Origin of the sequence: Aquimarina macrocephali (assembly GCF_051627225.1) — a bacterium.
Lineage (GTDB): Bacteria > Bacteroidota > Bacteroidia > Flavobacteriales > Flavobacteriaceae > Aquimarina > Aquimarina macrocephali.
Window position 1 is genome coordinate 3,113,414 of the sequence record NZ_CP151795.1, and the last position, 20,417, is coordinate 3,133,830.

The 20,417-nt window shown below is 34.1% G+C and carries 17 protein-coding genes and 1 tRNA gene; 14 read left to right on the plus strand and 4 right to left on the minus strand.

Annotated elements, in window-relative coordinates; genetic code table 11:
- The first annotated feature begins 55 nt into the window (after positions 1-55).
- The 14 genes from rsmH to AAFU52_RS13540 all read left to right on the plus strand — a co-directional run bounded on the left by rsmH (position 56) and on the right by AAFU52_RS13540 (position 15,921).
- Positions 56-952, plus strand: coding sequence for a 16S rRNA (cytosine(1402)-N(4))-methyltransferase RsmH (gene rsmH, locus AAFU52_RS13475; protein WP_024770702.1), 897 nt, complete (start codon positions 56-58; stop codon positions 950-952).
- Positions 949-1,260, plus strand: coding sequence for an FtsL-like putative cell division protein (locus tag AAFU52_RS13480; RefSeq protein ID WP_024770703.1), 312 nt, complete (start codon positions 949-951; stop codon positions 1,258-1,260). Before rsmH ends, AAFU52_RS13480 begins: the two co-directional genes overlap by 4 nt.
- Positions 1,261-1,264: 4 nt before the next feature.
- Positions 1,265-3,259 (plus strand): penicillin-binding protein, encoded by a 1,995-nt coding sequence (locus AAFU52_RS13485; RefSeq protein WP_024770704.1) that lies wholly within the window; start codon positions 1,265-1,267, stop codon positions 3,257-3,259.
- On the plus strand, positions 3,256-4,719 hold the full coding sequence (locus AAFU52_RS13490; RefSeq protein ID WP_024770705.1) for a UDP-N-acetylmuramoyl-L-alanyl-D-glutamate--2,6-diaminopimelate ligase: 1,464 nt from the start codon (positions 3,256-3,258) through the stop codon (positions 4,717-4,719). The genes AAFU52_RS13485 and AAFU52_RS13490 overlap by 4 nt, the downstream gene beginning before the upstream one ends.
- 41 nt (positions 4,720-4,760) lie before the next feature.
- Positions 4,761-5,993, plus strand: coding sequence for a phospho-N-acetylmuramoyl-pentapeptide-transferase (gene mraY / locus AAFU52_RS13495; RefSeq protein WP_024770706.1), 1,233 nt, complete (start codon positions 4,761-4,763; stop codon positions 5,991-5,993).
- A 1-nt stretch (position 5,994) separates the two neighbouring features.
- Positions 5,995-7,329 carry a UDP-N-acetylmuramoyl-L-alanine--D-glutamate ligase gene (gene murD / locus AAFU52_RS13500; RefSeq protein ID WP_024770707.1) on the plus strand — a complete coding sequence of 445 codons (1,335 nt, stop codon included), beginning with the start codon at positions 5,995-5,997 and terminating at the stop codon, positions 7,327-7,329.
- A gap of 29 nt (positions 7,330-7,358) precedes the next feature.
- Positions 7,359-8,564 carry an FtsW/RodA/SpoVE family cell cycle protein gene (locus AAFU52_RS13505; protein WP_024770708.1) on the plus strand — a complete coding sequence of 402 codons (1,206 nt, stop codon included), beginning with the start codon at positions 7,359-7,361 and terminating at the stop codon, positions 8,562-8,564.
- Positions 8,561-9,673, plus strand: a complete 1,113-nt coding sequence (gene murG, locus AAFU52_RS13510) for an undecaprenyldiphospho-muramoylpentapeptide beta-N-acetylglucosaminyltransferase (protein ID WP_438422288.1) — start codon at positions 8,561-8,563, stop codon at positions 9,671-9,673. Before AAFU52_RS13505 ends, murG begins: the two co-directional genes overlap by 4 nt.
- A gap of 9 nt (positions 9,674-9,682) precedes the next feature.
- Positions 9,683-11,029, plus strand: a complete 1,347-nt coding sequence (gene murC, locus AAFU52_RS13515; RefSeq protein WP_438422289.1) for a UDP-N-acetylmuramate--L-alanine ligase — start codon at positions 9,683-9,685, stop codon at positions 11,027-11,029.
- Positions 11,026-11,745 (plus strand): cell division protein FtsQ/DivIB, encoded by a 720-nt coding sequence (locus AAFU52_RS13520; RefSeq protein ID WP_438422290.1) that lies wholly within the window; start codon positions 11,026-11,028, stop codon positions 11,743-11,745. The genes murC and AAFU52_RS13520 overlap by 4 nt, the downstream gene beginning before the upstream one ends.
- A 7-nt stretch (positions 11,746-11,752) precedes the next feature.
- Positions 11,753-13,111: a cell division protein FtsA gene (ftsA, locus tag AAFU52_RS13525; RefSeq protein ID WP_109851627.1), complete on the plus strand. Its 1,359-nt coding sequence runs from the start codon at positions 11,753-11,755 to the stop codon at positions 13,109-13,111.
- A gap of 82 nt (positions 13,112-13,193) precedes the next feature.
- Positions 13,194-15,173, plus strand: a complete 1,980-nt coding sequence (ftsZ, locus tag AAFU52_RS13530) for a cell division protein FtsZ (protein ID WP_024770713.1) — start codon at positions 13,194-13,196, stop codon at positions 15,171-15,173.
- Positions 15,174-15,386: 213 nt separating this feature from the next.
- Positions 15,387-15,836, plus strand: a complete 450-nt coding sequence (locus AAFU52_RS13535; RefSeq protein ID WP_024770714.1) for a GatB/YqeY domain-containing protein — start codon at positions 15,387-15,389, stop codon at positions 15,834-15,836.
- Positions 15,837-15,847: 11 nt separating this feature from the next.
- Positions 15,848-15,921: transfer RNA gene (locus tag AAFU52_RS13540), tRNA-Arg, on the plus strand.
- 290 nt (positions 15,922-16,211) lie between these two features.
- Here AAFU52_RS13540 and AAFU52_RS13545 read toward each other — a convergent pair.
- The 4 genes from AAFU52_RS13545 to AAFU52_RS13560 all read right to left on the minus strand — a co-directional run bounded on the left by AAFU52_RS13545 (position 16,212) and on the right by AAFU52_RS13560 (position 20,305).
- Positions 16,212-16,868, minus strand: a complete 657-nt coding sequence (locus tag AAFU52_RS13545; protein WP_024770715.1) for an SCO family protein — start codon at positions 16,866-16,868, stop codon at positions 16,212-16,214.
- Positions 16,865-18,571 carry a tetratricopeptide repeat protein gene (locus tag AAFU52_RS13550; RefSeq protein ID WP_024770716.1) on the minus strand — a complete coding sequence of 569 codons (1,707 nt, stop codon included), beginning with the start codon at positions 18,569-18,571 and terminating at the stop codon, positions 16,865-16,867. The genes AAFU52_RS13545 and AAFU52_RS13550 overlap by 4 nt, the downstream gene beginning before the upstream one ends.
- A 128-nt stretch (positions 18,572-18,699) precedes the next feature.
- A complete protein-coding gene (gene mddA, locus AAFU52_RS13555; RefSeq protein ID WP_438422291.1) occupies positions 18,700-19,452 on the minus strand; it encodes a methanethiol S-methyltransferase in 753 nt (250 codons plus the stop codon).
- A gap of 31 nt (positions 19,453-19,483) precedes the next feature.
- Entirely contained in the window at positions 19,484-20,305 is an 822-nt protein-coding gene (locus AAFU52_RS13560; protein WP_024770718.1) for a sterol desaturase family protein, read from the minus strand.
- Positions 20,306-20,417 lie beyond the last annotated feature (112 nt).

Consider the following 20,417-nt stretch of genomic DNA (forward strand, 5'->3'; position numbering starts at 1 on the left):
AGAAGCTTAACTTTTGTTTAGACTGTTGAAAACTAGAAAAGAAGAGATGGAAGAGATGGAATATCATAACCCGGTTTTACTCAAAGAGACTGTAGATGGGTTGGCAATAAAACCTGATGGAACCTATGTCGATGTGACATTTGGAGGAGGAGGCCATTCTAGTGAAATTCTCAAACGATTGGGACCAGAAGGGAAGTTATTTGCTTTTGATCAGGATAAGGATGCTTTGGAGAATGCAATTGATGATGATCGATTTACTCTAATAAATGAAAACTTTAGATTCATTAAACGATTCCTTCGATTCTATGGGGTTAGAAAAGTAGATGGAATTTTGGGGGATTTTGGGGTTTCTTCACATCAATTTGATGTAGCAGATAGGGGCTTTTCTACTAGGTTTGAAGCAGATCTGGATATGAGGATGAATCAAAGTGGAGAAATATCAGCTTATCATGTAATTAATGAATATGATGAGTCTGATCTAAGAGTAATGTTTTTGCAATATGGAGAATTACGAAATGCTCCTAAGTTAGCGAGAGCAATAGTTGGAGCCAGAAAAGAAGAAAGTTTAAAAACCAGTGTGGAATTAAAAGAAGTTCTAAAACCATTTTTGCCAAAGCATAAAGAACATAAAATACTGGCTCAGATATATCAAGCGATTAGAATTGAAGTAAATCAGGAGATTGAAGCTCTTAAGGAATTTTTAATACAAACAACAGGACTTTTGGACACTAAAGGAAGGATTAGTTTAATCTCTTATCATTCTCTTGAAGATAGGTTGGTAAAGAGATTTATACGTAGCGGAATGTTTGAAGGAGAGCCAGAAAAAGATCTATACGGTAACGTATCGGTACCTTTTAAAAAAGTAGGTGGGTTGATAGTTCCTGGAGAAGAAGAGATTAAAGAAAATAATAGAGCACGAAGTGCAAAACTTAGAATAGCTGAAAAAATTTGAAGCAAACAATTTACGACATATTAAAAGGTAAATTTCTTATTGCAGATGATGCAATGAAGAATTGGAGAATGCTATTGTTTCTCTCCTTTTTGGCAATAATAATGATCGCAAGTTCGCACAATGCAGAAAGTAAAGTGCATGAGATTGCTAGATTGAATAATGAAGTTAGGGAATTAAGAACACATTTTGTAGATGGGAAGACCGAATTAATGAGATTGAAGATGGAGTCGTCAATAATAAAAAAGATGACACAAAAAGGATTAAAACGTCCTGAAAGCCCCCCAAGGAAAATAATAGTAAAAAACTAAGCTGTTGGCAATAAAAGAAAAAAACATATTAAACCGATTGTATTTCATAGCAGCGTGTATGTTCATCTTTGCAATAGCAGTATTGGCCAAGTTAGTGAATATACAGTTTGTAGAAGGAGATATGTATCGCAAGAAAGCTCAGGAACGAGTTTTTAAAACCTTTGATATACCTGCAAATCGAGGTAATCTGTATGATAGTAAAGGAAATCTTTTAGCAACATCTGTTCCTAAGTATGATATACGATTTGATGCACTGGCAGTAAACGATAAAGACTTTAGAGCACACATTAAACCACTTTGTAAAGCATTATCCAAAGAATTTGGAAAACCGGTTTCGTATTATGATAAGATTATAAGAACAGCTAGAGCAAATAAAAATAGATACTTGTTACTACGAAGAAATTTGGGATATTCTCAATATATGAGGGTCAAAAAATTCCCTTTGTTTGAATTTGGAGCTAATCGAGGAGGGTTAATAGTAGAACAGCGCACAGTAAGAGAACATCCTATAGGGAAAATAGCTGAACGTACTGTTGGGTATGAAAGAAGGGATGAACAAGGATATTATACCAGAGTAGGTTTGGAAGGGGCTTATGGACCATTTTTAAGAGGGAAAGAAGGAAAACGAAAAAAACAAAAGATAGCAAAAAACCAATGGAAACCTATAGGAGATGCTAACGAAGTAGAACCACAAGATGGGTATGATGTTGTTTCTACCATTGATGTAAACATACAAGATATAGCACATCACGCATTACTGGCTCAGCTTGAAACATTTGAAGCAGAGCATGGTACTGTAGTAGTTATGGAAACTAAAACAGGAGAGATAAAAGCGATCTCCAATCTGGGACGTACGAATGCAGGAAAATATTATGAGAAACTAAATTATGCTGTTGGAGAATCTCATGAACCAGGGTCTACATTTAAATTGATGACAATGGTTGCAGCTTTAGAGGATAGAGTTATAGATTCAAGTTATGTCGTAGATACCGAAAATGGTCGTGTAAAGTTTTATGATAGAATTGTAAAAGATTCTAAATGGGGAGGATACGGAAAAATATCTGCTGCAAAAGCATTTGAGTTATCCTCGAATACTGCTTTTGCTAAGATGATTAATGAAAACTATAAGGATAATCCTAGGAAGTTTGTAGATCGGTTAATTAATATGGGCCTTGGAGAAACACTTGGATTAGCAATTAAAGGAGAAGGGAAACCTAAAATCCCGTATCCAGGAGATAAAGATTGGTACGGAACCACATTGCCATGGATGGCTCACGGTTATGGAGTTGCAATTACCCCATTACAAACATTGGTTTTTTATAATGCAATCGCTAATGATGGCGAAATGGTAAAACCCAGATTCATTAAAGAAGTAAAAACTTGGGATAAAACCAGAGAGAGATTTGATAAAGAAATTCTTAATCCAACAATATGCTCTAAAAAAACTGCAAAAATCGTTCAGGAGATGATGAAGAATGTTGTTAAGAGAGGAACAGCAGATAATATTCGTACTGATAATTTTGGTATTGCTGGTAAGACAGGTACATGTTGGGGGAACTATGGGAAAGATAAAGAACGCGAATATATATCATCTTTTGCTGGTTATTTTCCTGCTGATAAACCAATCTACTCTTGCATTGTAGTGGTTCATAAACCAAATAAGAAAAAAGGATATTATGGTAGCGAGGTTGCTGCTCCGGTCTTTAAAACTATTGCCACAAAAATATATAATGATATACCAGTAATTGATGAGGTTTCTTATGCCGTTGTAGAGAGTAACTCGGTTGTTAATAGTTATGAGAAGTATTATCAGAATGCTCAAAAATACAAGACTATAATGCCTAATGTAACAGGTATGCCAGCAATGGATGTGATCTCTCTTCTTGAAAATATGGGACTGAAAGTCGAACTAAAAGGATCAGGAAGGGTGAAAAAACAATCTATAGAACCAGGAACTAAAGTAAAGATAAACCAAACAGTGAGATTAGAATTATCGTGACAGAGTTAAAAGACATTCTATATAAGGTAGCGATTAATGCCGTAGTTGGTAATACAACAATGAGCGTTAATAAGATTGAATTCGACTCAAGAAAAGTTGAACAGGACGATGTGTTTGTTGCTATTAGAGGTTCCGTTTCAGATGGTCATGATTATATAGAAAAAGCTATTAATCAGGGAGCTTTGGTTGTGATCTGCGAAAAGGTGCCAAATATTGCAGTTAGTGGTGTAACCTATGTAGAAGTTGAAGATACCCAATCTGCATTGGCGATCATGGCATCTAATTATTATGATTCTCCTTCGGGGAATCTAAAACTAGTTGGAGTGACCGGTACCAATGGTAAAACAACGATAGCAACTTTATTATATCAGCTTTTTAAGAAAGCTGGGTTTAAAGTAGGATTGTTGTCTACAGTAAAAGTTGTGGTAGATGCCAAAGTTTATGATGCGACACATACTACTCCGGATTCTTTAACTATTAACTACTACCTCAAAGAAATGAATATTGCAGGAGTAGAATACTGTTTTATGGAAGTTAGTTCTCATGGGATACATCAAAAACGTACAGAAGGATTAGATTTTGCCGGAGGAATTTTTACAAATTTATCTCATGATCATTTAGATTATCACAACACATTCAAAGAATATCGTGATGTAAAGAAAATATTTTTTGACGAACTACCGGCAAAAGCTTTTGCATTAGTTAATAAAGATGATAAGAACGGAAGTTTTATGATTCAAAACACTAAAGCAAAAAAACATAGCTATGCTTTAAAATCCTATGCAAATTATAGAGGTCAAATTTTGGAAAGTAGCCTCGAAGGATTATTACTAAAGTTAAACGATCATGAAGTTTGGGCAAAATTAATAGGGAGCTTTAATGCATACAATCTACTGGCAATTTTTGGTACTGCCGAATTATTAGGACTCGAAACCTTAGAAACTCTTCAGTTACTAAGTGACTTACAAAGTGTAAGCGGTAGATTTCAATATCTGATCTCTGATGAGAAAATTACAGCAATAGTTGATTATGCACATACACCAGATGCATTAAAAAATGTGTTAGAGACCATTAATGATATTAGAACCAATAATGAAACGCTAATTACAGTTGTGGGATGTGGTGGAGACAGAGATAAAATGAAACGCCCTGTGATGGGAAGCATTGCGGCAAGACTTAGTAATAAAACAATTTTTACCAGTGATAATCCCAGAACAGAAAATCCAGATCAGATTATAGAAGATATTGAGAAAGGAGTAGAACCACAGGATTATAAAAAAACACTGTCGATTACAGATAGAAAACAAGCTATTAAAACTGCATGCCAATTAGCTAATAAAGATGATATCATCCTTATTGCTGGTAAAGGACATGAAACCTATCAGGAAATTAATGGAGAACGCACAGATTTTAATGATTTTGAAATTGTCAAACAAGAACTAAAGAAACTAAATAAATAAATCCTTCACTCTCTTAAAAAAAGAGTAAAAGGTAATAACCTATGCTATACTATCTATTCGAATATTTGGAAAGCGAATACCAGTTCCCCGGGGCGACGTTGTTTCAGTTTATCACTTTTAGGGCAGCAATGGCAATTATTTTATCGCTATTGATCTCTACAATTTATGGTAAACGAATCATAAATTTTCTTAGAAAGAAACAGATGGGAGAAAGTATTCGGGAGCTTGGTCTGGATGGTCAAGCCGAAAAAGCTGGTACTCCAACCATGGGAGGAATTATTATTATTCTGGCAACTCTGATTCCTGTACTATTGTTTGCTAAACTTGATAACATCTATGTAATCTTATTGATCATTACTACATTATGGATGGGAGTTATAGGTTTTACAGATGATTACTTAAAAATAAAAAGAAAAGATAAAGAAGGTCTGGCAGGAAAATTTAAGATAATAGGGCAAGTTGGGCTTGGGCTTATTGTGGGATGTACAATGTATTTTCATAATGATATTACCATTAAAGAAGAAAAAGTAAAATCAGAAACAGAGCAAATTGTAAATACAGGAGAAGAGGTGTCAGATTTTAATCCAGCTATAAAATCTACAAAAACTACGATACCTTTTTTTAAGAACAATGAGTTTGACTATTCAGATTTGATAACCTGGATTAGTCCCGAAATGGAAAAATATGCTTGGTTAATTTTTATACCCATTGTCATTTTTATTGTTACAGCAGTATCAAATGGAGCTAATCTCACAGATGGGATTGATGGCCTTGCAGCAGGTTCATCTGCAATAATGGTACTAACATTAGCTCTTTTTGCATGGGTGTCGGGTAATATCATTTTTTCGGATTATCTCAATGTGATGTATATCCCAAATTCTGGAGAAATGACCATCTATATTACTGCATTTGCAGGAGCACTAGTAGGGTTTTTGTGGTATAACACGTATCCGGCTCAAGTGTTTATGGGAGATACAGGTAGCCTTACTATAGGAGGAATAATAGCAGTAATTGCAATCGCAATACGTAAAGAATTTTTGATACCAATTTTATGTGGCATATTTTTTATTGAAACCGTATCAGTAATGATGCAGGTAAGTTGGTTTAAATATACCAAAAAGAGACATGGAGAAGGAAGAAGAATATTTCTAATGTCTCCATTACATCATCACTATCAAAAAAAAGGAATACATGAAAGTAAGATTGTTACAAGATTCTGGATTGTCGGCATTTTTATGGCAATCATAGCAGTGATTACGCTTAAAGTGCGATAACATGAAAAGGCTAGTAGTGTTAGGAGGAGGAGAGAGTGGAGTAGGAACAGCTATTCTGGGTAAAAAAGAAGGATTCGATGTTTTTGTTTCAGATAAAGGAATAATTACAGATCAATATAAAGAAGTTCTTAGAAATTTTGAAATCGAATGGGAAGAACAACAGCATACAGAAATTAAAATTCTGAATGCAGATGTCGTTATGAAAAGCCCGGGGATCCCTGATAAAGTAGCATTAATAGTGAAGCTGCTCAAAAAAGGAATTCCTGTGGTGTCTGAGATAGAATTCGCTGCAAAATACACAGCCGCTCAGATTGTTGGTATTACCGGGAGTAATGGAAAAACTACAACTACAATGCTTACACATTATGTGCTTCAGCATGGTGGTTTAGAAGTTAATATGGCTGGTAATATAGGAGATAGTTTTGCAAAACAAGTAGCAGAAAAGGATGCTCCTTTTTATGTGCTTGAACTAAGTAGTTTTCAGTTAGATGGGATAAAGGATTTTGCTCCCCATATTGCTGTTCTTACTAATATTACTCCGGATCATTTGGATCGATATGAATACCAGTTTGAGAACTATATAGCGTCAAAATTCAGAATTGCAATGAATCAAAATGAAAATGATTATTTCATTTATGATGCAGACGATACAGTAATAACAGAATATTTAAAACAACACCCCGTTCGTTCAAGATTGTTGCCTTTTTCATTAACCAAAAAGGTAGAGAATGGAGCGTATTTAGAAGAAGAAAACATAACAATAATAATAGATAACAACAAAGTAATCATGCCAACAACAAATTTAGCATTAAAAGGAAATCACAATGTAAAAAACGCTATGGCCGCCGCTACAGTGTCGCAATTGTTAAAAATTAGGAAAGCTACCATTAGAGAATGCCTGGAAAACTTTCATGGAGTAGAGCATAGGCTAGAAAATGTATTAAAAATTAATAATGTACAATATATCAATGATTCTAAGGCGACAAATGTAAATGCTACATTTTATGCTTTGGATGCTATGAAATCTGCAACTGTTTGGATTGTTGGTGGGGTAGACAAAGGAAATGACTATACAGAATTGTATTCACTGGTTAATGAAAAAGTAAAAGCTATTGTTTGCTTAGGAGTAGACAACTCTAAGATTATTAATGCATTTGGAAATTGTGTTGATAATATTATAGAAACACAGTCAATGAAAGAAGCTGTAAATATGGCGTATAAAATAGCGGAGAGAAATGAAAATGTGTTGTTATCTCCAGCATGTGCAAGCTTTGATTTATTTAAAAACTACGAAGAAAGAGGAAGACAATTTAAAGAAGCAGTAAGAGAATTGTAATAAAAAAACACAAAAAATTAATAGTAAGAATGACTAAAGTATTAGCAAATATAAAAGGGGATAAGGCGATCTGGGCGGTAGCAGCTTTGTTGGCATTGTTTTCGTTCCTACCTGTATATAGTGCTAGTAGTAATTTAGCATATTTGTATGGGGGTGATGGAGATACTTTTAGTTTTTTGGTTAAACATTTTGCACATCTCGTTTTAGGCTTTTTGATAATGTATGGTGTGCATAAGATACCTCACCATTATTTTAAGGGACTTTCTATTATTATGATACCAATGGTGATTGTATTATTATTAATCACATTGGCACAGAATACAACAGGTGGAGGGACGAACGCAAGTAGATGGATTCGTTTGCCATTTGTTGGTGTAGGTTTTCAACCTTCTACTCTGGCGGCAGTTGTTTTAATGGCTTATGTTGCTAGATACCTTTCAAAAATTAAAGATAAAGCTGTTACTTTTAAAGAAACATTGTTGCCATTATGGTTACCTGTGTTTTTGGTATTAATGTTGATTTTACCTGCTAATTTTTCTACTGCGGCGATTATATTTTCTATGGTTATTGTTTTGGTGTTTTTAGGTGGATATCCATTAAAATATATCACAGTGATCTTAGGATCCGGACTTTTGATACTTACCTTTTTCATTTTGTTCGCAAAAGCATTTCCAGGAGTTTTCCCAAATAGGGTAGATACTTGGGTGAGTAGAATAGAAAACTTTACAGATAATAAGGATACTCAGGAAGATTATCAGATAGAACGCGCAAAAATTGCAATTGCCAGAGGAGGAGTTATTGGTACAGGTCCCGGCAAAAGTGTACAGAGAAACTTTTTACCACAGTCATCATCAGATTTTATTTATGCAATTATTATTGAAGAATGGGGTTTTGTTGGAGGAGTTTTTCTAATGTTATTGTACATATTGTTATTGCTAAGGTTAGTGATTGTAGCACATAAAAGTGCAGATATTTTTGGTAAGCTTTTAGTTATGGGTGTTGGGTTGCCTATTGTTTTTCAGGCATTGATAAATATGGCGGTTGCTGTAGAATTATTTCCGGTAACAGGGCAAACACTTCCGCTTATTAGTAGTGGTGGAACATCAATTTGGATGACCTGCCTGGCAATTGGTATTGTGTTAAGTGTAAGTAGTAAAAGAGAAACTAGTATAGAAGAAGAACGAATAAAAGAAAAAGAAGAGAACCCTTTAGAGGTTTTGAGTGAAGTTTTATGAGCAAAAAGCTGAGAGTCATATTATCAGGAGGCGGCACAGGAGGACATATCTATCCTGCAATAGCTATTGCTAATGAAATAAGTGATAGATATCCAGATGCTTCTATTTTGTTTGTAGGAGCAAAGGATCGTATGGAGATGCAAAAAGTGCCACAAGCTGGATATGAAATTGTAGGATTGTGGATTAGTGGTATTCAAAGAAAGCTAACATTGAGTAATTTATTGTTTCCAATAAAGCTGTTAAGTAGTCTATGGAAATCCAGAAAAATTATAAAAAGGTTTAATCCTGATGTGGTTATAGGAACTGGAGGATTTGCAAGTGGGCCATTATTAAAAATGGCAAATTCGAGAAAGATTCCAACGGTGCTTCAGGAACAAAATTCTTTTCCGGGAATTACCAATAAATGGTTGTCAAAAGGAGCGCATAAGATTTGTGTTGCTTATGATAATATGGAAAAGTTTTTTCCGAAAAGTAAAATCATAAAAACAGGAAATCCTGTTCGTCAGGATTTACTAAAAACTGAAGAAAAAAGAGATCAGGCAATTACAAAATATGCCCTTGATCCAGAAAAGAAAACGGTTTTGATTATTGGCGGGAGTCTTGGGGCAAGAAGAGTTAATCAATTAATCGAAAAAGAACTTGGTTTTTTTGCAGGAAAAGAGGTGCAGTTACTCTGGCAATGTGGTAAGTTATATTATTCAGATTATAAAGGATATACGGATCAAAAGGATGTGCAAGTACATGAGTTTTTGGATACCATGGATTTGGCATATGCGGCTGCAGATATTATTATATCAAGAGCAGGTGCAAGTTCAGTTTCAGAACTATGTATTGCTGCTAAACCAACATTGTTTATCCCTTCGCCAAATGTAGCCGAAGACCATCAAACCAAAAATGCAAAGGCAATTGTAGATAAAGATGGGGCTGTAATGTTAAAGGAAAGTGAATTAGATAACAAGTTTCAGGATACAATTTCAGAATTATTGGATTCTGAAGATGTGCAAATTAAACTTTCCGAAGGAATAAAAAAAATGGCATTACCCAATGCTACTTCGGATATAGTAGATGAGATTGAAAAATTAATACAAAATAGAGCAGTAAGAAATTAGAAGTATATAATGAACAAAGGTTTAGAGAACATACAGAATATATATTTTATCGGTATCGGTGGTATCGGTATGAGTGCTCTTGCCCGATATTTTAAATTCCTAGGTAAAAATGTAGCTGGGTATGATAAGACTCCTAGTCAAATTACTTCTGATCTAATAGCATTAGAAATTCCGATTCATTTTGAAGATAGCGTTGATCATATCCCTAAGGCATTTTTGAATATTGAGAATACGCTAATCGTATATACTCCTGCTATCCCAAAAAATCATAAGGAGTATGTGTATGTACAGAACAATGGATTTTTGATCAAGAAGAGGGCAGAAGTTTTAGGTATTATTACAAAAGATACATATACACTTGCAGTGGCAGGAACGCACGGCAAGACGACGACGACTGCAATTCTTGCACATTTACTTAAAGAAAGTGGAGCAAAGGTGACCGCTTTTTTAGGAGGGATAAGCGAAAATTATAATTCTAACTTAGTATTAGAAGGAAATGAAGTAGTTGTAGTAGAGGCTGATGAATTTGATAGATCATTTTTGCAACTATATCCGAATATAGCTGCGATTACTTCGATGGATGCAGATCATTTGGATATTTATGAAAAGGCCAATGCATTAGAAGAATCTTTTATCGAATTTTCTTCAAGAGCAAAGGATCATCTTTTGGTTCGTAATGGATTGCCCCTTTCGGGTATTACTTTTGGAATCGAAGATGATTCAGATTATTGTGTTCAAAATATAAAAATAGATAATGGAACATATGTTTTTGATTTAAAAACACCATATAAACGTATTAAAGATTTGCATTTAAACCTGCCAGGTAGACACAACTTGTTAAATGCTATTACAGCCTTTGCTATAGCGATGCTTTACGGCTCCCCGACCGGACCTTTGGCAAAGGCTTTATTTTCTTTTAAAGGTGTACAAAGAAGATTTAGTTACCAGATTAAAACAGATGACTTGGTGTATGTAGATGATTATGCACATCATCCCACAGAGATTAATGCGCTGCATCAAGCAGTAAGAGAGATGCACCCTAATAAGAAAATACTAGCTGTTTTTCAACCACATTTATATAGTAGAACCAGAGATTTTGCTTCAGATTTTGCGCAGAGTCTTAGCCAGTTTGATCAATTACTGCTTTTGGATATCTATCCGGCAAGAGAATTACCTATAGAAGGTGTGACCTCGGATTGGTTATTAAATATGATAGATACAAAAGATAAAAAACTAATACAAAAAGATAATTTAATTGAAGCAATAGTAGGTAGTAATGCCGAGGTAGTATTAACTATTGGAGCAGGAGATATTGGAGAAGAAGTATATCGTATAAAGGAAGCTTTGTTAGTATGAAAAGAAGGATTTTGACATATTTAAAATTTAGTGGTCTGCTTATTTTAATGGTAGTTCTTTTTGCTTTTGCCAGTAAACGTAATGAGCAACGAAAGATTAATGAAGTGCTTATAGAATTTGTTGAAGAACAAGATCCTTATGTAAATGAAATAACGGTTAATAAATTGTTAATACAAAATCAGGACAGAGTTACGAACGTGGGTAAAGAAATTTTAGTTTTGAATACTGTAGAACAAAAGCTCGATGCGCATAAAATGATTGAACATTCTGATGTGTATCTTACTGTAAATGGAGAACTTAGGGCGAGAATCAAGCAACGCACCCCAATTGCTAGGGTTAATGCGGTTACTCCTTTTTATGTTGATGTTACGGGAAATACGATGCCTTTGTCTGATAGTTATTCGGCTCATGTGCCAATAGTACATAATGTATCAGAGCGAGAAGTTATTCAGATTTTTCCTTTATTAAAAAAAATTCAGGAAGATGAATTTTTGAAAAAACATGTTGTAGGGATTTACCTTAATGTCGAAGGGAATTATGAACTAGAGTTACGAGTGTACTCTTTTAAATTGGTTTTTGGGAAAATAGAAAATTTAGATAATAAGATAAGGAACTTTAAGGCATTTTATCAAAAAGCACTAAGAGATAAAAGTCTTGAAAAATATAAAAAAGTCAGTTTGCAATTTAGTAATCAAGTGGTGTGTACAATAAAATAATACCAATATGGAAAGAGAAGTAAATGAAATAGCGGTAGGACTAGACATAGGAACAACTAAGATTGTTGCCATGGTAGGGAAATATAATGAGTACGGAAAGATGGAGGTATTGGGAATTGGCAAATCCAAAAGTTTGGGCGTACACCGTGGTGTGGTTAATAACATAACACAAACAATTCAATCAATACAACAAGCAATTCAGGAAGCAGAAAGTGTTTCAGGATTAAAAATTAATGATGTAACGGTTGGTATTGCAGGTCAGCACATTCGTAGTTTACAACATAGCGATTATATCACTAGACCTAATGCAGATGCTGTAATAGATGAAGATGATATAGACAAATTATGCAATCAGGTGCATAAATTAGTGATGTTACCTGGTGAGGAGATTTTACATGTACTGCCTCAAGAATATAAAGTAGATGGTCAAGCCGAAATAAAAGAACCGGTGGGAATGTATGGAGGAAGATTAGAGGCTAATTTTCATGTAGTAGTAGGGCAAGTGACTTCTATTCGTAATATAGGGCGATGTGTAAAAAGTGCAGGATTAGAATTATCAGATGTGACTTTAGAACCATTAGCGTCGGCTAATGCGGTGCTAAGTCAGGAAGAAAAAGAAGCAGGAGTTGCACTAATCGATATAGGAGGAGGTACAACAGATTTAGCCATTTTTAAAGATGGGATTATTCGTCATACAGCAGTAATACCTTTTGGAGGTAATGTGATAACAGAAGATATCAAAGAAGGATGCTCAATCATCGAAAAACAAGCAGAATTACTAAAAATAAAATTTGGATCTGCTTGGCCTGGAGAAAATAAGGATAATGAGATTGTTTCAATTCCCGGACTAAGAGGAAGAGAGCCCAAAGAGATCACTTTAAAAAATCTTTCTAAGATTATTCATGCACGAGTAGTCGAAATTGTAGAACAGGTCTTTTTAGAGATCAAAAATTATGGACATGAATCCCCTAAGAAGAAATTAATTGCGGGAATTGTATTAACAGGAGGAGGATCACAGCTTAATCACCTTAAGCAGCTTGTAGAATATATTACAGGTATGGATACACGAATAGGATATCCTAATGAACACCTCGCAGGGAATAGCGATTCAGAAACTACGAGTCCTATGTATGCTACTGCTGTAGGATTAGTAATGGATGGATTAATACATATTAAGAAACAAAAGAAAATAAGTAAAAAAGAACCTGTTGCGAGCGTTCAATCAAAACGACAACCTGAAACAGCAGCTATAGATGATGATATCACTATTGAAGAAGAAGATCCAAGAGTTGATCTAAAACCGAGGAAGAATATTCTAGAGAAGTGGACAGAGAAATTCAAAGAATTCTTAGACAATGCAGAATAGTTAGAAGATTAAGTAATGTTCACTTTTTTTGAACAGTCAAAACATATAAAGATACAGTAGGAGAACCAGAAAATTAGCAATTATGAGTAAAAATGAGGAGTTCGAAAACATTTCGTTTGATTTACCAAAAAATCAATCTAATGTAATTAAAGTTATTGGAGTAGGAGGAGGAGGTAGCAATGCCATTAATCACATGTTCCAGCAAGGAATTAAAGGAGTTGATTTTGTCATTTGTAATACAGATGCTCAAGCATTAGAAAACAGCCCAATTCCTAATAAAATACAGTTAGGAGTTTCACTAACCGAAGGGTTGGGTGCAGGAGCAAACCCAGAAGTGGGTGAGCAATCTGCGGTAGAAAGCTATGAGGAGATAAAAACAATGTTGGATACCAATACCAAAATGATCTTTATCACGGCTGGTATGGGTGGAGGAACCGGTACTGGAGCTGCTCCTATTATTGCCAAAATGGCAAAAGAGTTGGATATTTTAACTGTTGGGATTGTTACAATTCCTTTTCAGTTCGAAGGTCGTATGCGTAATGAACAAGCGCAATTGGGAGTAGAAAAACTTCGCGCTCATGTAGATTCTTTAGTTGTTATTAATAATAATAAGCTAAGAGAAGTTTATGGTAATTTAGGATTTAAAGCTGGCTTTTCTAAGGCAGATGAAGTTCTTGCCACCGCATCTCGAGGTATAGCAGAAGTTATTACACATCACTATACGCAAAATATAGATTTACGAGATGCAAAAACAGTACTAAGCAATAGTGGTACAGCTATTATGGGGTCTGCTAATGCCTCAGGTAATAAACGTGCTCATGATGCTATTGTTAAAGCATTAGATTCTCCTTTGCTTAATGATAATAAAATTACCGGTGCTAAAAATGTACTCCTACTAATTGTATCTGGTAAAGAAGAGATTACTATTGATGAGATTGGTGAAATTAATGATCATATACAACAAGAAGCCGGTCATGGAGCTAATATCATTATGGGAGTTGGTGAAGATGAATCTCTAGAAGATGCAATCTCTGTAACAGTTATTGCTACTGGATTTGATGTAGAGCAACAAGACGAAATTGTTAATACTGAAACTAAGAAAATAATTCATACTCTAGAGGACGAACAACGTTCGGCAATACAAGACTTATCTCCTAAGTCTACAGGTAATGTTACTCCTATGCGTTCTCCTTTACCAAAGAAAAAGGAAGTAGAAGAACCATCAATTATAAAGCACGAATTAATTGAAGATGAAGAAGTAGATGAAGATTCCATATTGATACCTACAACAGATCTGCTAAAAAATATTGATGTATCCTACGAAGTAGTAGATGCGTTTTCTTCAGATAATGATTTTGTGATTATTAATGCGCAGGATATTATTAAACAAATAGAAGTTAATGATGAAAAAGAAGTAAATGCTGAAGAAGAGAAAGAAGATCAATTTGCATTAGCATTTGATATGCCTGTAGGAGGAAACGAAGAAGAATCTGTACCGACGCCAAATGCTATTTCTAATGAACAAAAAATAGAAGAGGAAGAAGAACAACCTATTGTTTTTGACCTAAGTGATGATATTCTCGATTTAGAAGTTAATGACGCAATAGAAGTGGTTCCTGTTGGAGAAACTGCATCTGAAGGAGTACGTAAGTATAGCTTAGAGGATTATATGGAAGAAGAAAAGCGATTAACTGAAGCACAACCAGCAGAAGTTATGGAAGAAGAAGATGAAGAGATCATTTTAGAAAAGAAAATTGTAGATCCATCTCCAGAAACAGAAAAAGCAGAAGATGTAGATCCTGTTAATCAACCTATTTCTGAGACCTTAAAAGCCAGAGCAGCAGAACGTAGAGCTAAGATGAAAGAATTTAATTATAAGTTTAGAAATAGCTCTTCTAAAATTGATGATATAGAAAAAGAACCAGCCTATAAAAGAGCAGGAATAGATGTAGATACTAAACCAGATGATTCTGGATTATCAAGAACTTCTTTAGGAACCGATAGTAATGATGATATACAATTGCGCAAAAACAATTCTTTTTTACATGATAATGTTGACTAATTTCTATAATAATTAAAACAATAGTATTGTATAGAATATAAACATGTAATTCTAGCATTTCGTCTACACTTGCTCTGAGCATGTCAAAGAGTTCAGTATAGAATTGGCCAGAATTTATAAATAGAAATAGTATTTAAACTAAACCGATAATCTAGGAGTAGATTATCGGTTTATTTTTTATCTTCGCAATCCAAAGATAAAAAATCAATTATCATGAGTTTAGAGCAAAAAGTAATGACTGCAATGAAAGAGGCTATGAAAGCTAAAGATACTAATGCATTGACATCATTGCGTGCTGTGAAATCAGCTATTTTATTAGCTCAGACAGAGAGTGGAGCAAAAGAAGAACTCACCGAAGATCAGGAATTAAAATTATTGCAAAAACAGGTTAAGCAACGTAAAGATAGTGCTGCAATTTTTACAGAACAAGGACGTAATGATCTGGCAGAACCCGAACTGGCGCAAGCAAAAGTGATTGAGAAATTTTTACCAGAACAATTAGGTGAAGCAGAGATTGAAAAAATAGTAGTAGATATTATTGCTAAGACTGGTGCAGAGGGAATGAAAGATATGGGTAAAGTAATGGGGATGGCAAATGCTGCATTAACAGGAAAAGCAGATGGAAAAACGATTTCTACAATAGTAAAAAGTAAATTATCTTAATATAAGAAAATGGCCTCGTGGCGCAACTGAATAGCGCATCAGATTTCGGCTCTGAGGGTTGGGGGTTTGAATCCCTCCGGGGTCACTACAAGCAGAAAACCACGCCAATGGCGTGGTTCTTTGTTTTTTGGAGAAACACAAATCTAAAAACTTTGAGGTTTCGGAAGAAAATAAAGAACTAGAGCGATAGCTCGTGGTTTTCTATTTGCAAAGGAGAGCTTAACGGGATCAACGATAGTTAATCCCTCTGAGGTCACAATAAAACCGTCTAAAAATTTGATTTTGGACGGTTTTTTATTTTTAATATAATACTTTATTTATGGTCTATTAGGCTTTAAATATTATCCAAACGTAGAAACATATTTGATAATATCGTTAGTCATTTTTCAAAACTCCTATATCATCCATAAGACGTTCTATCTCTTTATCATTGGTTCCGTCATAGATCCCTCTTATTTGTTTTTTCTTATCTATTAATACAAAATTTGGAGTATGAATAAAGTCTTGTAGTCCCCCATCACCTTCATTTACCACCGCAAAGTAGCTTTTACGTGCCAAATTATAAATGTGTTTTTTGTTACCGGTGGTAATATTCCATTTAGAATCAATAACTTTATTTTTAGTGGCATACGTTTTTAATATAGAGATACTGTCAATTTCTGGGGTAACAGAAATTGACAACAATTTTATTTGGGGGTCGTCTTTAAATACGTGTTGTAGTTTTGCCATATTGTTGGTCATAATAGGACAGATACTTGGGCATTTGGTAAAGAAAAAATCTACTACATATATTTTACTTTTGTAATCTTTTTGGGTTATCGTATCTCCATTTTGATTTATCAAGGAGAAATTGATCACTTTATGATCACGATCTTTAGCCTGTAGACCTTTATCTACCAGTTTAGGGTTAAAGTCTGCTGGGTTATATATCGGTAGTTCCTTTTTTGATGCTTGCTTACATCCATATGTAAATGCCGTTACGATCACGAAAAACACGAATGTTTTTCTATTTAAAATATTCTGTTTTATCATTGTATAGATTGATTATTCTCTCTTACAAAGACTTTTGCTTCCTTTACTTCTGGCCTGTCACTATTAGAGTTCTCGGTAAGTTTTAGTACATTTTCAAAATACTTGAAGGCTTTTTCATGATTACCGATTTTTTTAGCAGCAATAGCGGCTCCATAAATACCATTTAATCGATTTGGGTGTTCTTTTAAATTAAGTTCATAAGCGAGTAATGCTTCTTCGTTTTTACCTATTTCTAAGTACATATCTCCTAATAATTCTATAGCAGGAAGCACATCACCAGGGGTAACTGGGTGTTTACTTGTATTTCTTTCTATATCAACTGCTTCTTGCATTAATTGAAGCCCTTTTTTTATGTCATTTTTTATAAAATTCAGCCATGCCTGTAAAGTCTTGATTTGAATTTCTACTTGTTTAATTTGAATAGACTTTGTACGGTCGTTTAGTGCTATTAAATCTTGGTGTAGCTCTTTTAGGATTTCAATTTCGTATTCAGCAGAAGCAAAATCCTTTGTATGTGATGCTCCCAGACCTTTCGCAAAATGGTGTATTGCTTTTTGCCATGGAAATTGTTCCCATTTCAAGTCTATTTCTCGTAATTCTAAATTGGCAGCCTGTTCCCAATTTCTGTTTTCAAGAGCTAGTCGTGCTGGTATGGCAGTTATAGGATAGATAGCTGCCGTAATATTAGTAGGATAAAAAGATGTTAACTCTTTAATTAGATTGTATTGTTTTTTTGCATTTTCATTATCTCCCTTTTGAAGATAAGCATAAACCAAATAATCTGTAGCATGTAATTCTTCAAAATAGGCACCATCTAATGCCGCGGCCTCGGTGTAACATCTTGAACTACTTGCTGATAATAAGTTAGATTCGATAGACTCCTCCCAGATACCTAATCTTGTAAAGATATGTGATGGCATATGTTGGGCGTGAGAAGAAGAAGGAGCTATTTTGGCATAGCGTCTTGCCGTTTCTAACCCTTTAGAAGCTAAAACAGGATTGTCATAATTGTGAATAATATAGTGAGCGATACCCGGGTGATTTGGGTTGGTAGTAAAAAGGGATTCAAGAATTTCTCCTGCTTTACGCTCATTTTCATAACCTTTTGCAACTCTGTCTCTGGTAGAATATAAAGCCAAAGTATAAAAAATAGCAGCTTCTATATCATTAGGGTACTTTGTATATATCTGTTCCATTTTTTTCTCAAATCTTTTTGCTCTTATTTTATGGTCTGAAATTTCCCAGTCGGCATAAAAAGCACCAATGGCATTTATGTAATCTCTTTGCTTATCATCCATTGATAAGTCATTTGCTATTTTCAATATTTTTGAACCTTTAATTAAATCTTCTTTTGTAGGTGGAAACCAGGCAGCATGATATATGCTCATAGCAACACCCCAATAGGCCATAGGACAGTTTGGATCCTCATCAAGCACCTTTACAAATGCTTTTTCTGCTTCAGCGTATTGAAAAGAATGTAACAGAGCAACAGCCAAGTCAAAAGTAACTCTGGTTTCATAGTTGCAAGACAGTGAGAATTTTAACTCTCCAAACTGCTCTGTATTACATAATAAAAGTTCTCCTCTTTTAAGATCAATAGAAGCTAATGCTGGATTTAATTTCTTGATTTTATTTTTACATCCTAAACTGCATATAAGAGCGGTAAAACTTAAAGTGAGCAAAAAGATTTTTAGCGTTTTCATATTTTGATGTTAGTTTGTTTGAATTATTGATAAAACACTATAGCTATTTATCTATTTTATAGTTCTTCTAATAAATAGAACAACTGCCTGATTTATAAAAAAAAAATAGCTACTGATGAAGTAGATAATTAGTTTTCTGTTTTTAACTTCTTTTTTTTTTGTGTAAAAGGTATAATCATCGGAACCTTTTTTTGATATTCTTCATAATCTTTTCCTATTATTTTTTTCAAATCTCTTTCTTCCAAAAATTTTACAGCTACAAAAATGTAAACCGTTGTAACCACAGTAAATAATAGATGACCTAGGGTCATTGTTGGGGAAGCCCAAAAAGCGATAACAAATCCAAGCATTATGGGATGCCTAACAATTTTATAAAACAGGTTTACTTGAAATTTAGGATAACTCAATTCTTTGTCTTTAAAGTTTTCATAAATCTGGGTGAGTCCAAAAAGTTCAAAATGACTGATCATGAAAGTAGAAAGAAATACAATTGACCAACCCAAAAAGAAAATAACGGTTAATATAGTGGATATCATATTTTCTGCTTCCCAAACGACAGTGGTTATCGGTTGCCATTTCCAATATATTAACAGCAGTAAAAGACTAGAAAGTAAAACATATGTACTTCGTTCTATAGCTGGATTAATATAATTGGCAAACCACTTTTTAAAGACGGGGCGAGCCATTATACTATGTTGAACAGCAAATAAACTTAATAGTCCCAGATTTATGAGAACTGATATTGTCGTGGGTGCTTCAATACCAGAATCAATTGATTTGGGAACAACTAAATTGCCTACAAAACCAATTGCGTATATAAAGGCAATTAAAAAAACCAGGTAGGATGCACCCCCATATAAGATGATAAGTAATTTTTTCATTTTAAAGATTAATTAAAGTTTGATTGTTCCGTTACGTTTTTTTTTGACTAGATACGCTTCTTTTAATTTTTACAAAGGGGCTTTTCATTAAGAATAAAAATTGTTGCTTTCTTTCTTCTTCGAATTCTTTCAGTCCATATTTCATTTCTTTTAATGATAATTTTTTAAAGGTTCCAAATAACCGGTCCCAGATGATAAAAATATCTGCATAATTAGAGTCTGTATAATATTGATCTTGCTGATGATGAACTCTGTGTTGATCGGGGGTTACAAAAACGAACCCTACTGTAGTGTTTAACCAATCAGGGTAATTAAGATTTGAATGTTCAAAAAAGAAAAATATGTAGAGAATTAAATAGTATAGTGCCATAGCGAATACATCTGTACCAAAAATTGCAGCAGTAATCATATTACCAACTCCAAAAACAAGTATTAATTCGATCGGATGAAATCTAAATACTGTTGAGGAGTCCATAGATGTATCACTATGATGTACCCTATGAAATCTCCATAACAAAGGGATGCTATGTGTTGCCCTATGTATCCAATAGGCTGTTACGTCATATAACGCAACTGCAATAAAAAGTTTACCCCAAAATGGTAACTCTATTAAATATAAAAGGCCTATTTCATTATTGTTTAACCAATCGATACAATAGACCTGAAAAGTAACAAAGAATATATTTAGGATGATAAGGGTAATTTGAAACAGAATGTTTTGAAAAAGATGTTCTATTCGATTTTTAAATCGAAACGGAGATTTCAGGATTTGTTCTAGTGAAAAGAAAATCACAAGTAATCCAATAACAATATAGTTGGGATTAATGTTTAATATCTGATTGAGTATGTCCATAAAATTAATTTAGTTAGCACGTGAATTCATTTTGAATACCCTTATCAATACCGAGGAATACGCTATACGGTTTTGTTTATCCTATCTAATTATAATTGCATAACAAGTTTAG